Raw genomic sequence first — 11,343 nt, 5'->3', positions numbered from 1 at the left:
GCGTGAGTAACGGTTTCACTACCGGCGTACACGTGCGCTGGTCGGACATCGACACCTACCAGCACATCAACCACGCCACGATGGTGACGATCCTGGAGGAGGCGCGGGTCGATTTTCTCCGCGAGCCCTTCGCTGCCGACATCACCACGATCGGGCTGCTTATCCACGAGGTGCGGGTGCTCTACAAAGGCCAGTTGCGCCTGGCCGACTCGCCCCTGCAGGTGACGATCCGGACCAAGCGGCTGCGCGCGGTCGACTTCACCCTGGACTACGAAGTCCGTTCGGTCAGCGCGGAACCGGGTTCGCGGCCGGCGGTGATCGCCGAGACGCAACTGGCGGCGGTGCACATCGAGGAGCAGCGGCTGGTGCGGCTCTCGCCGACCCATCGGGAATACCTTCAGCGCTGGCTGCGATGACCCTGCGGCTGGCCGACCCCGCTCACCGGCAGGACCTGGTTGTTTTCGTCGAGCGAGCGCTGCGGATGGACGAGGCTGCCGTCATCCGGCTGCGCACCCGCAACGATGGACTGGTCGGGGTCTGGGTGTCGACCGGTCTGGGGGTGCTGGCCGGGCGGGTGGTGGCCGGGGGCGTGCGCCCGGCGGACCTCTCGTGCGGGGCGGATCTGCTGCTACGCGGGTTGCGCGGCGCCACGGGGTCCACTGACATCGACCCCGGGCCTCCGATGCACTCGGGCTGGCGCGGCGCGCTGCCGCCCGAGGCGGGATTCGTGCATCTCGACGACGTCCCGGCCCACGTGGTCGGTGAGCTCGCGCGAAGCGGCGCGGAACTGGCCCGCCAGCATCGGGGGCCCGTCGGTCCCGCCGCCTCGCTGCTCGATCAGGAGGTGCTGCAGGTCAACTCGGGGGCGACCGGAGTGGCGGTGCCGATGCGCTGCGTGCTGGCCCTGGCCGCGATGGGTTTCCTGCCCGAGCCTGCGGGTGCCGGGGACGTGGTCCGGGTCCGGGCGCTGCCCGGCTGGCTGCGTCTTGACGCGCGCTTCGGGTCGGTGTTCCGCCGCCGCGGCGATCCGGCGCTTCTGCTCTGAGGGGCTCAGAACCCCGAGTTCACCATCGAGTGCGCAGCCATCTCCAGATAGGCCAGCAGCTCACGGCGGTGCTCGTCGTCGAGGGTCGCCGAATCGACCGAGGCGATCGCGGTCCGCATGCAGCGCAGCCAGGCATCGCGCTCGATGAAGCCGATCCGGAACGGGGCGTGGCGCATCCGCAGCCGCGGGTGACCGCGCTGCTCGGAGTAGGTCCGGGGGCCGCCCCAGTACTGCTCGAGAAACATCCGCAGCCGCTCCTCGGCGCCCTCTAGGTCGTCCTCGGGGTAGAGCGGGCGCAGCACCTCGTCATCGCGCACCTGCTCGTAGAAGCGCGAGACGATGGTGCGGAATGTCTGCGCGCCGCCCACGGCTTCGTAGAAGGTCTGTGGTGTCTGATCCACCGGCTCATTGTGGTCCATCCCGCGTGGTCCATCCCGCGTGGCCCATCGCGCCCCGGGCGCCCAACGCCGCACCAACACCGGGGCAATGACGGGGGAACACGGCACGAATACACGTGCGATCGGGGCCGATCCGTGGTGCACTGGTAGCTGGAGGACGTATGGCGCAGCGCAAACGGAACCGCGGACACCGCGCCGCGGCGGGTTCAGTCGGGCTCGCGTCCACGTCTACCCTGCACCCGGTCGAGACCCGTTCGCCGCTGGAGGGTTCGCTGTGGGGGCGCCGGCGGGTGCTGCTGCTGAACTCGACCTACGAGCCGCTCACCGCCCTGTCGATCCGGCGGGCGGTGGTGATGGTGCTCTGCGGGAAGGCCGACGTCGTGCACGAGGATCCCGCCGGACCGGTGATCCACTCGGCCACCCGGGTCATCTCGGTGCCCTCGGTGATCCGGTTGCGCTGCTACGTGCGGGTGCCCTACCGGGCCCGTATCCCGATGACCCGGGCGGCGCTGATGCACCGGGACCGCTTCCGCTGCGCCTACTGCGGGGCCAAGGCCGACACTGTCGACCACGTGGTCCCGCGCAGCCGCGGCGGCGAGCACACCTGGGAGAACTGCGTCGCCGCCTGCTCGACCTGCAACCACCGCAAGGCCGACCGGCTGCTGACCGAATTGGGCTGGACCCTGCGCCTGGTCCCCAGCTCGCCCCGCGGTCAGCACTGGCGGCTGCTGAGTGCCGTCAAGGAACTGGATCCGGCGTGGATGCGGTACCTGGGCGAGGGCGCGGCCTGAATTTTTCCGCGCCGCGCCCCCGCGGCGGGGCACCTGCGTTACGGTTTTCCTCGTGAGTAACTCTGCACTCGTGCACGCGCTCTACGTCGCCGTGCCGGTCGGCCTGGGTGGCCTGCTCTACGCGCTGTTCGCCAGCTCGGACCGCCATCCGCCGACCTACACGCTCTCCGAGCGCTGGACGCACCCGCCGATTCTGTGGGCGGCCACCGACGAGGCGCTGCCCGGCGGGCACGGCGGCACCGGGGTGACCGTGGGGGGTGGCGCCAGTGGCCGGTGGTGATCGCGCCGTAGCGCGAACCGACCAGAAACTGCCGGTGGGCTGGGCGGTGACGTCCAGCGGCCGGATCTCGGCGGTCAGTCAGCCCGAGGAGCTGCCGGTCCAGTACCCGTTCCCGATCAAGGATCTCGTCGTCCTCGACGACGCGCTGACCTACGGAAGCCGCCGCTCGGGTGCCCGCTTCGCGGTCTACCTCGGCGATCTGGGCAGCGACACCGCGGCCAGGGCGCGCGAGATCCTTGCCGACGTGCCGACCCCCGACAACGCCGTGCTGCTGGCGGTCTCGCCCGACCAGCGGGCGATCGAGGTGGTCTACGGCGCCGACCTGCGGGGCCGGGGCGCGGACGCGGCGGCACCGCAGGGGGTGTCCACGGCGGCGGCGGCCTTCAAGGACGGCAAGCTCATCGCCGGCCTGGTCAAGGCCGTCGAGGTGATGTCGGCGGGCATCTCGCCGGCCTGAAGAGTGTCCAGCGGTGGCTAGCCGCCCGATGCGTCGCGGCGGCGTGCCCGCAGCGATCGTTCGACCCCGGCCCGGCCCTCCACCACCAGCCGGCGCAGCGGCGGCGGCACGTGCAGGCCGCCCAGGAACCAGTCCGCGGCCGCCAGGCCGTCCTCGCTGACGTCCCACGACGGGTAGAGCCCGACGACCACGGTCTGGGCGACCTCGCTGGAGCGACGCTCCCAGATTGCCCCGATCGCCTCGAAATACCGCCGGGTGAAAGGCCCCAGAACCTCGGCCTGGCCCGGTTGGGCGAACCCGGTGATGATCGCCCGGGCGGTGATGTTGGGCAGCGTGTCGTCCTCGATCACCTCGCGCCAGGCGGCGTGTTTGACGTCGGCCTGCGGGCGGGCCGCCGAAGCCGCCGCAGCGTGGCGCTTGCCGGCAGCGGTGGGGTCGCGGGTGAGTTCTGCGTCGATGAAGGGCGTTGCCGGACCGTCGGCGTCGATCTGTCCGCCGGCCGCCAGCGCGGTCACGATCCGCCAGCGCAGGTCGGTGTCGATCTGCAGTCCGCCCAGTCCGAGGCCTGCGGGGTCGTGGTCGAGCAGGTCGGCCAGCAGCCGCAGATGCCGATCGGGCAGCACCGAGGAGCACAGTGCGTTGACGAAGGCCAACTGGTGATCCGATCCCGGGTCCGCGCCGCGGGCCAACTCGACCAGCCGGTCGGTGAATGCCGGCCAGCCCTGCCCGGCCGCCCAGGCGGGTTCGGCGTAGGCGTTGAGTGCGGTCTGTGCCTGCATCAGCAGCCGCTGGGCGACCCCCACCTCGGTCTCGGCGTGCACACCCCGGGCGACCAGCGCGACGAAGTCGCGGGCCCGCATCTCGGCGTCACGGGTCATCTCCCAGGCCGAGGACCACACCAGCGTGCGCGGCAGCGGATCGGCGATGTCGGTGATGCGGTCGGTCGCGATCCGCAGTGACTCCGGGTCCAGGCGCATCGAGCAGTAGGTCAGGTCGTCGTCGTTGACCAGGATCAGGGCCCCTCGCGAAACCCCCTGCAGCACAGGGACGTCGGTGATCTCGCCGGCGACGTCGAGTTCCTCGCGGTGCACCCGGATCAGCTTGCCGTCGGTGTCGTCGTAGATCCCGACCGCCAGCCGGTGCACCCTGGTCTCACCGGCACCCGGTGTCGCCCCGCCCTGCACGATGGCGAAGCGCGTGAAGCGGCCCGCCGTGTCGACCTCGAACTCCGGGCGCAGCGTGTTCAGCCCGGTGGTCTTGAGCCACTGCCGCCCCCAGTCCGACAAATCCCGCCCGGACGCCTTCTCCAGCGCACCCAGCAGGTCGCCGAAGGAGGCGTTGTCGAAGGCGTGCGCGGCGAAGTACTCGCGCAGGCCGGCCAGGAAGTGCTCCAGACCGACGTAGGCGACCAGTTGCTTGAGCACGCTGGCACCCTTGGCGTAGGTGATGCCGTCGAAGTTCACCTCGACGGCGTGCAGGTCGGGGATGTCGGCGGCCACCGGGTGGGTGGAGGGCAGCTGGTCCTGGCGGTAGGCCCAGGATTTCTCGACGTTGGCGAACGTGGTCCAGGCTTGGGTGTACTCGGTCGCTTCGGCTTGGCAGAGCACCGAGGCGAAGGTGGCGAAGGATTCGTTGAGCCACAGGTCGTCCCACCACCGCATGGTCACCAGGTCGCCGAACCACATGTGCGCCATCTCGTGCAGCACGGTCTCGGCGCGGCGCTCGTAGGACGCCCGGGTGACCTTGCTGCGGAACACGTAGTCCTCCAGGAACGTCACCGCCCCGGCGTTCTCCATCGCGCCGGCGTTGAACTCCGGCACGAAGAGCTGGTCGTACTTGCCGAACGCGTAGGGCACGCCGAAGTTGCGGTGGTAGAAGCCAAAGCCCTGCTTGGTCTCGGTGAACAGCCGCTCGGCGTCCATGTGTGCGGCCAGTGACGCGCGGCAGAAGATTCCCAGCGGTATCTCGCCGAATTCGTCGCGATAGACGTCGCGCCACACCGCGTACGGCCCGGCGATCAGCGCCACCAGATACGTGCTCATTCTCGGGGTGGTGGCGAAGGTGTGCACGGTCGCATCCCCGTCGCGCCGGGCTGAGACCGTTGCCCCGTTGGACACCACCTCCCAGTGCGCGGGCGCGGTCACCGTGATGTCGAAGGCGGCTTTGAGGTCGGGCTGGTCGAAGCAGGCGAACATCCGCTTGGCGTCGGCGGTCTCGAACTGCGAGTACAGGTAGACGTGCCCGTCGACCGGGTCGACGAAGCGGTGCAGGCCCTCGCCGGTGTTGGAGTAGGAGCAGTCGGCGCTGACTACCAGAACGTTGCCGGCCGCCAGACCGACAAGGGGGATTCCGGTGGACTCGTCGTAGCCGGACACGTCGACGGGGTGGCCGTTGAGCACCGCACTGTGCACCCGGTCGGCGGCCAGGTCGATGCGGGTGTCCGCGCCGGGAAGGGCCTCGAACTCCACAGTCGTCGTCGAGCGGAAGGTCTTGTCCGAACCGGTCAGATCCAACTCGATCCGATAGCGATCCACGGTCACCAGGGCCGCGCGCTCGACGGCCTCGTTGCGGGTCAGATTGGGAAGCACGGACTCCAACCTATCCTTAGACCATGACCGCCAAATCCCGCGCCGATTTCTGGTTCGACCCGCTGTGCCCCTGGGCCTGGATCACCTCCCGCTGGATCCTGGAGGTCGAGAAGGTCCGCGACATCGACGTGCGGTTTCACGTGATGAGCCTGGCGGTGCTCAACGAGGGGCGCGACCTTCCCGAGCAGTACCTGGAGCTGATGAAGAAGGCCTGGGGGCCGGTGCGGGTGGCCATCGCCGCCGAGCAGGCGCACGGCGCCGAGGTGCTCGCCCCGATCTACACCGCGATGGGAACCCGCATCCACAACCAGGGCAACCGGGAACTCGATCAGGTCATCGCCGAGTCGCTGGCCGAAGCCGGGTTGCCGGCCGCGCTGGCGGCCGCGGCCAGCGACGGCTCCTACGACGAGGCGCTGCGCGCGAGCCACCACGCCGGGATGGACGCGGTGGGAGCCGACGTCGGCACCCCCACCATCCACATCAACAACGTGGCGTTCTTCGGCCCGGTGCTGTCGAAGATCCCCCGCGGCGAGCAGGCCGGCGTGCTCTGGGACGCCTCCGTGGCGCTGGCGTCCTACCCGCATTTCTGGGAACTCAAGCGGACTCGCACCGAGCCGCCGTCCTACGAGTGAGCCTCGTCTAGTCTGACCGCCATGCGCGTCTACCTCGGCTCCGACCATGCCGGATTCGAACTCAAGCAAGCGATCATCGCCCATCTGGAGAAGACCGGCCACGAACCGGTCGACTGCGGTGCCTTCAGCTACGACGCCGAGGACGACTACCCGGCGTTCTGCATCGCAGCCGCGGCGGCCACCGTGGCCGACCCGGGCAGCCTGGGCATCGTGCTCGGCGGGTCGGGCAACGGTGAACAGATCGCCGCCAACAAGGTGCCGGGTGCGCGCTGTGCGCTGGCGTGGAGCACCGAGACCGCCGCCCTGGCCCGCGAGCACAACAACGCCCAACTGATCGGCATCGGGGGGCGCATGCACACCGAGGCCGAGGCGCTGGCCATCGTCGACGCTTTCCTGGCCACCCCGTGGTCCAAAGCCGCACGGCACCAACGCCGTATCGACATCCTCGACGAGTACGAGCGGACTCACGTCGCACCTCCGGTCCCCGGCGGATAACCCGTGCCCGAGGGCCACACGCTGCACCGGCTGGCCCGGCTGCACCAGCGCCGCTACGCCGGCGGACCGGTGCAGGTGTCCAGTCCGCAGGGCCGCTTCTCCGACGCCGCGACGGTCGACGGCCGGATGTTCACCGCCGCGTCGGCGTGGGGCAAGCATTTGTTCCACCACTACGAGGGCGGGCCCATCGTTCACGTGCACCTGGGTCTCTACGGCACCTTCCGGGAGAGCCGTACCCCGCTGGCCGCACCGGTCGGTCAGGTACGCATGCGCATCAGCGGGGCCGAGTACGGCACCGATCTGCGTGGCCCGACCGCGTGCGAGGTGATCGACGAGGCGCAGATGTCGGCGATCCTGGCCCGGCTCGGGCCCGACCCGCTGCGCGGTGACGCCGAGCCGGCCCTGGCGTGGACGCGTATCGCGAAGTCCCGCAAGGCGATCGGGGCTCTGCTGATGGACCAGAAGGTGCTGGCCGGGGTGGGCAACGTCTACCGCAGTGAATTGCTTTTCCGGCACGGCATCGACCCCTACCGCGCGGGCTGCGACGTCGAGGAAAGCGAGTTCTACGACGCGTGGGCCGATCTTGTGGAGCTGATGAAGGTCGGCGTGCGCCGCGGCCGGATCATCGTGGTGCGCCCCGAGCACGATCACGGCGACGCGTCCTACGGCCCGAAACGGCCCCGCACCTACGTCTACCGCCGGACCGGGGAGCCGTGCCGGCTGTGCGGAACCAAGGTCCGTACCGCGGAGATGGAGGGACGCAACCTGTTCTGGTGCCCGACCTGCCAGAGGTGAGCCGGCTCAGAAGTCGCCGAATCCGCCGCCGAAGTCGCCCCCGCCGAAGTCGCCGCCCCAGCCGCCGTCGCCGGCGTTGCCCATGTCGAACCCGGGGTCACCGCCCTGGCCCCCCTGGTCCAGACCCTGTTCCAGACCCTGGTCGAAACCCTGGTCGTATCCCTGGTCGAACCCCGAGCCGAAGCCGCTCTCGAACCCGGCGGCGTCGTAGCCCACCCCGGACATCCCGGAGAACAGCGCATCGAAGAGCAGGACCGAGCCCAGTCCCCAGGCGCCGGCCACCAGGGCCGGCCTCCACCAGGGCTCGGAGTACCAGCCGGCCGGGACCGGCCGGCCCGCGACCCGCCCGCCGGGGTAGTAGTTCGTGGTGCGACTGGTCGGCACCGGGGAGGCTTCGATCTCGCGGCCCTCGAACTGAATCCGGCGGTCCTCGGTGACCGCGCCGGCCGCTTTCTGGCCCGCGGTGGACTCCAACTCGGGGCCGGGATCCATGCCCATCGCCAGACGGGCCGCGCGCACGTAGTACAGCCCCTCCATCGCGCTCTCCTTGGCCAGCATCGCCTGCTTGGCCGTGGCGGCCTGGTCGATCTGGGAGGAGGCCGCGGTGAACCGCTCGGAGGCGTCGGCCAACGCCTGCCGGGACGGCTCGTCGGTTCCGTTCAGGTTGAGCACCTGCCCGCCGAGCCGCTCGATGACCCGCCGGGCGTCGGCCTTGGCATCGGCCAGGCTCGCCGCGGCCCGGTTGCCGGTCGCGCGCGACGAACTCCAGACCGCCAGCCCGATGACCGCCACGACCAGCAGGATGAGGATCAGCAGCGCAGAGTTCATGGCACCCACAGTACCGATCGCCGGGCGATGCGTGCCGTGGGTTTCCGGACTCCCGGCGGGCCCCTAGAGCACCCCCAGCACGCGGTAGACCTCGTCGCTCAGCGACCGGCTGCGCGGGTCGGCGTTGCACTGCGTGGCGTCGAAATAGTTCATCACGTACCCGTAGCCGATGCGATGTTCGAGATCGACGAAGCCGTAGGACCCGCCGGAGCCGCCGTGGCCGAAGCTGCGCGGGTTCGGGCCGGCCACCCCGCGCTGGTTGAGCATGTAGCCCAGACCCCAGCCGTGGTCGGCCACCCGCGGGCCCAGGACGACGTCGGCGTCGAAGCCGCCCCGGGGTGTCCGCGCCGACTCCATCTGCTCGCGGCTGAGCAGCTTCTCCTGCGCCAGGCCGTTGTAGAAGCTGGCCAGGCCCAGCGCCGAGACATGGGCGTTGGTGCCGGGGAACTCGCCGGCCCGCCACAGCGCCAGGTCGTGGGACCCGAGTTCGTCGTCGGGCACGAACCCCATCGCCACCGAGAGCGCCGCCAGCCGGTGCTCGCTGATCGAAGCGGGGTGGCCGGGCGCACCGCCCTCGGCGAGAACCTCGCGGATGTGCGGCTTGTTGACCATCTCCGCGCAGCGGCGGTGTTCGGACCGCGGCAGCCCGATGTGCACGTCGATACCCATCGGTTCGGCGATCTCGGTGCGCAGGTACTCGCCGAGGGTCCGGCCGGTGACGCGACGGACCACCTCGCCCAGGATGAACCCGAAGCTGACCATGTGGTAGCCCTGCGCCGTTCCCGGTTCCCACCACGGTTCGGTGGCGGCCAGCCGCTCGCACACCAGGTCCCAGTCGGTGACGGCGCGCCAGTGCATCGGGTTCGCCGGTCCGATCACGCCCGACCGGTGGCTGAGCACCGACGCGACGGTGATCGCCTCCTTGCCGGCCTGTGCGAACTCCGGCCAATAGTGCGACACCGGGGCGTCGAGGTCGATCTCGCCGCGGTCGGCGAGCAGGTGCAGACAGGTGCTCGTCACGCCCTTGGTTCCGGAGAAGATGCTGGCGAGGGTGTTCTCCTGCCACGGGCGCCGCCGTCGCGCGTCGGCGTGGCCTCCCCACAGGTTGACCACCAGATCGCCGTCGACCCAGACCGCGACCGCCGCTCCGACCTCGCCGCCGGTCGCGAAGTTGCTCTCGAAGGCGCGTCGGACCGATTCGAAGCCGGGCGCGCAGGTGCCGTTCGAGGGGACGTGGTCGCTCACGGCGCCTCCTGGTCTCACGGCAACCCGGCCGAAACCGGGCGAACCCTGAATCTACGGACACCGTGCCGCCGGGAGAATCCGTCGGACGGATCGGGTCCGAACCGCGACCGTGTCGTTACTGGTACGCGGCCCGGAACTCGGGGATTGCCGTGGAGCGGGCGACGGGAATCGAACCCGCGTATCTAGTTTGGAAGACTAGGGCTCTACCATTGAGCTACGCCCGCGTGGTGACCTACGCGAGCTAAATGTACCGGCGTCGGCCAGTCCGGTTCCACTGGGATCCGTGCTTGGCCGTAGGATCGCGCGATGCACAGCAGCGGGGTGTAGCGCAGCTTGGTAGCGCATCCGCTGTGGGAGCGGAAGGCCGCAGGTTCAAATCCTGTCACCCCGACCCGCTCACCGAGCCCGCCGCTGTAGGACGCCAGACCATTCCGAGGAGCACCGTGAAGAGCAGCGTGGAGAAGCTGAGCCCCACCCGGGTTCGCATCAACGTGGAGGTGCCCTTCACCGAGCTCAAGCCGGACTTCGACCGGGCCTACAAGCTGCTGGCCCGGCAGGTCCGGCTGCCGGGGTTCCGGCCGGGCAAGGCGCCGGCCCGGCTGCTGGAGGCCCGGGTCGGCCGCAGCGCGGTGCTCCAGCAGGTCCTCGACGAGGCGCTGCCCAGCCGCTACACCGAGGCGATGAGCACGACCGAACTTCGGCCGCTGGGCCAGCCGGACATCGAGGTCACCAAGATCGAGGACGGCCAGGAGGTGATCTTCACCGCCGAGGTCGACGTGCGGCCCGAGATCGCGCTGCCCGACCTCAACGAGCTGAAGATCACCGTGGATCCGGTGGCGGTGTCCGAGGAGGAGGTGGAGTCCGAGCTGACCGCCCTGCGCTCCCGGTTCGGCACCCTCAAGGCCGCCGAGCGGCCGGCCCGCGACGGAGACGTCGTGACCATCGACCTGTCCGCAGTCGTCGACGGCGAGGACATCCCCGAGGTCCGGACCGGCGGACTGACCCACGAGGTCGGCGCCCGCCAGCTCATCGAGGGGCTCGACGAGGCGATCGTCGGTCTCTCCGAGGGGGAGTCGGCCACCTTCGTCACCAAGCTGATCGCCGGCGACCGCGCCGGTGAGGACGCGGAGGTGACCGTGACGGTGACCACGATCAAGGAACGCGAACTCCCCGAGGCCGACGACGACTTCGCTCAGCTGGCCAGTCAGTTCGACACCCTGACCGCGCTGCGCGAAGGGCTCTCGGAGCAGTTGCTGCGGGTCAAGCGGATCCATCAGGCCGAGAAGATCCGCGACGACACCCTGGAGACGCTGCTCGAACTCGTCGAGGTGCCGCTGCCGGAGGCGATCGTGCAGGCCCAGGTCAACGCCGCGCTGCACGAGGCGCTGCACCCGCTCGACCATGACGAGGACCGGTTCGCCGAGATCCTGGAAACCCAGGGCAGCTCGCGGGAGAAGTTCGACGCCGACAACCGCGAGGCCGCCGAGAAGGCGGTGAAGACCCAGCTGCTGATGGACGCCGTAGCCGACGACCTCAGTATCCGGGTGGGGGAGAACGACCTGACCGAGCGGCTGATGCTGATGTCGCGCCAGTACGGCATCGAACCCCAGCAGCTGGCCCAGATGCTCCAGCAGAACAACCAGCTGCCGGCCATCTTCGCCGACGTGCGTCGGGGTCTGGCCGTGGCGGCCGTGGTGGAGGCGGCGACGGTGACCGACACCGCCGGCGAGGTCATCGACACCAGCGAGTTCTGCGGCCCGCCGGCGGGCCGAAGAACTCGCTGGTGTCG

At 70.1% G+C, this 11,343-nt stretch carries 13 protein-coding genes and 2 tRNA genes; 10 read left to right on the top strand and 5 right to left on the bottom strand.

Translation table 11 applies throughout. The features are described 5' to 3' along the window. Nucleotides 1-2 precede the first annotated feature (2 nt). Both ACKOB8_RS00905 and ACKOB8_RS00900 read left to right on the top strand, forming a co-directional pair. Nucleotides 3-416, top strand: a complete 414-nt coding sequence (locus ACKOB8_RS00905) for an acyl-CoA thioesterase (RefSeq protein WP_526374688.1) — start codon at nt 3-5, stop codon at nt 414-416. After that, nucleotides 413-1,045, top strand: coding sequence for a DUF8010 domain-containing protein (locus ACKOB8_RS00900; protein ID WP_526374686.1), 633 nt, complete (start codon nt 413-415; stop codon nt 1,043-1,045). The genes ACKOB8_RS00905 and ACKOB8_RS00900 overlap by 4 nt, the downstream gene beginning before the upstream one ends. A gap of 5 nt (nt 1,046-1,050) precedes the next feature. Here the strand turns inward: ACKOB8_RS00900 and ACKOB8_RS00895 are convergent, their stop codons facing one another. Beyond that, nucleotides 1,051-1,464: a globin gene (locus ACKOB8_RS00895; protein ID WP_526374684.1), complete on the bottom strand. Its 414-nt coding sequence runs from the start codon at nt 1,462-1,464 to the stop codon at nt 1,051-1,053. Nucleotides 1,465-1,604: 140 nt separating this feature from the next. On the opposite strand from ACKOB8_RS00895, the gene ACKOB8_RS00890 reads away from it, so the two are divergent. From ACKOB8_RS00890 to ACKOB8_RS00880, 3 genes are read left to right on the top strand one after another with little or no spacing between them, the layout of a single operon-like run. Then, nucleotides 1,605-2,234, top strand: a complete 630-nt coding sequence (locus ACKOB8_RS00890) for an HNH endonuclease signature motif containing protein (protein ID WP_526374682.1) — start codon at nt 1,605-1,607, stop codon at nt 2,232-2,234. A 52-nt stretch (nt 2,235-2,286) separates the two neighbouring features. Further along, nucleotides 2,287-2,514, top strand: a complete 228-nt coding sequence (gene ctaJ, locus ACKOB8_RS00885) for an aa3-type cytochrome oxidase subunit CtaJ (RefSeq protein ID WP_526374680.1) — start codon at nt 2,287-2,289, stop codon at nt 2,512-2,514. Beyond that, entirely contained in the window at nt 2,501-2,971 is a 471-nt protein-coding gene (locus ACKOB8_RS00880; RefSeq protein WP_526374678.1) for a DUF5130 family protein, read from the top strand. Before ctaJ ends, ACKOB8_RS00880 begins: the two co-directional genes overlap by 14 nt. 17 nt (nt 2,972-2,988) lie before the next feature. Here ACKOB8_RS00880 and pepN read toward each other — a convergent pair whose 3' ends face one another. After that, entirely contained in the window at nt 2,989-5,568 is a 2,580-nt protein-coding gene (gene pepN / locus ACKOB8_RS00875) for an aminopeptidase N (protein ID WP_526374676.1), read from the bottom strand. A 14-nt stretch (nt 5,569-5,582) separates the two neighbouring features. On the opposite strand from pepN, the gene ACKOB8_RS00870 reads away from it, so the two are divergent. The 3 genes from ACKOB8_RS00870 to ACKOB8_RS00860 are packed head-to-tail and all read left to right on the top strand — an operon-like array spanning nt 5,583 to nt 7,481. Beyond that, entirely contained in the window at nt 5,583-6,191 is a 609-nt protein-coding gene (locus tag ACKOB8_RS00870; protein ID WP_526374674.1) for a mycothiol-dependent nitroreductase Rv2466c family protein, read from the top strand. 21 nt (nt 6,192-6,212) lie between these two features. Further along, a complete protein-coding gene (locus tag ACKOB8_RS00865; protein ID WP_526374672.1) occupies nt 6,213-6,686 on the top strand; it encodes a ribose-5-phosphate isomerase in 474 nt (157 codons plus the stop codon). Between the two features lie 3 nt (nt 6,687-6,689). After that, the gene (locus ACKOB8_RS00860) at nt 6,690-7,481 is read left to right on the top strand and encodes an Fpg/Nei family DNA glycosylase (protein WP_526374670.1); all 792 of its coding nucleotides are present in this window, start codon (nt 6,690-6,692) and stop codon (nt 7,479-7,481) included. Between the two features lie 6 nt (nt 7,482-7,487). Here the strand turns inward: ACKOB8_RS00860 and ACKOB8_RS00855 are convergent, their stop codons facing one another. The 3 genes from ACKOB8_RS00855 to ACKOB8_RS00845 all read right to left on the bottom strand — a co-directional run bounded on the left by ACKOB8_RS00855 (nt 7,488) and on the right by ACKOB8_RS00845 (nt 9,778). After that, nucleotides 7,488-8,309, bottom strand: coding sequence for a DUF1542 domain-containing protein (locus ACKOB8_RS00855; protein WP_526374668.1), 822 nt, complete (start codon nt 8,307-8,309; stop codon nt 7,488-7,490). A gap of 63 nt (nt 8,310-8,372) precedes the next feature. Further along, nucleotides 8,373-9,554 (bottom strand): serine hydrolase domain-containing protein, encoded by a 1,182-nt coding sequence (locus ACKOB8_RS00850; RefSeq protein WP_526374666.1) that lies wholly within the window; start codon nt 9,552-9,554, stop codon nt 8,373-8,375. 150 nt (nt 9,555-9,704) lie between these two features. Continuing rightward, nucleotides 9,705-9,778: transfer RNA gene (locus tag ACKOB8_RS00845), tRNA-Gly, on the bottom strand. 93 nt (nt 9,779-9,871) lie between these two features. Here ACKOB8_RS00845 and ACKOB8_RS00840 point away from each other — a divergent pair. Both ACKOB8_RS00840 and tig read left to right on the top strand, forming a co-directional pair. Then, nucleotides 9,872-9,945 (top strand) — tRNA-Pro (locus tag ACKOB8_RS00840). Nucleotides 9,946-9,997: 52 nt separating this feature from the next. Next, nucleotides 9,998-11,343 (top strand): trigger factor (gene tig, locus ACKOB8_RS00835; protein WP_526374664.1); only part of this gene is annotated, 1,346 nt, incomplete at its 3' end.

Origin of the sequence: Mycobacterium sp., assembly GCF_046091765.1 — a bacterium.
Lineage (GTDB): Bacteria > Actinomycetota > Actinomycetes > Mycobacteriales > Mycobacteriaceae > Mycobacterium.
The sequence above is the reverse complement of the archived record's forward strand: the minus strand, read 5'-3'. Positions and strand labels throughout refer to the sequence as shown.

Coding starts and splice junctions, on each gene's coding strand:
- ACKOB8_RS00890 (WP_526374682.1), top strand. CDS start 1,605: ATGGCGCAGCGCAAACGGAACCGCGGACACCGCGCCGCGGCGGGTTCA.
- ACKOB8_RS00870 (WP_526374674.1), top strand. CDS start 5,583: ATGACCGCCAAATCCCGCGCCGATTTCTGGTTCGACCCGCTGTGCCCC.
- ACKOB8_RS00895 (WP_526374684.1), bottom strand. CDS start 1,464: ATGGACCACAATGAGCCGGTGGATCAGACACCACAGACCTTCTACGAA.
- ACKOB8_RS00855 (WP_526374668.1), bottom strand. CDS start 8,309: ATGAACTCTGCGCTGCTGATCCTCATCCTGCTGGTCGTGGCGGTCATC.
- ACKOB8_RS00900 (WP_526374686.1), top strand. CDS start 413: ATGACCCTGCGGCTGGCCGACCCCGCTCACCGGCAGGACCTGGTTGTT.
- ACKOB8_RS00865 (WP_526374672.1), top strand. CDS start 6,213: ATGCGCGTCTACCTCGGCTCCGACCATGCCGGATTCGAACTCAAGCAA.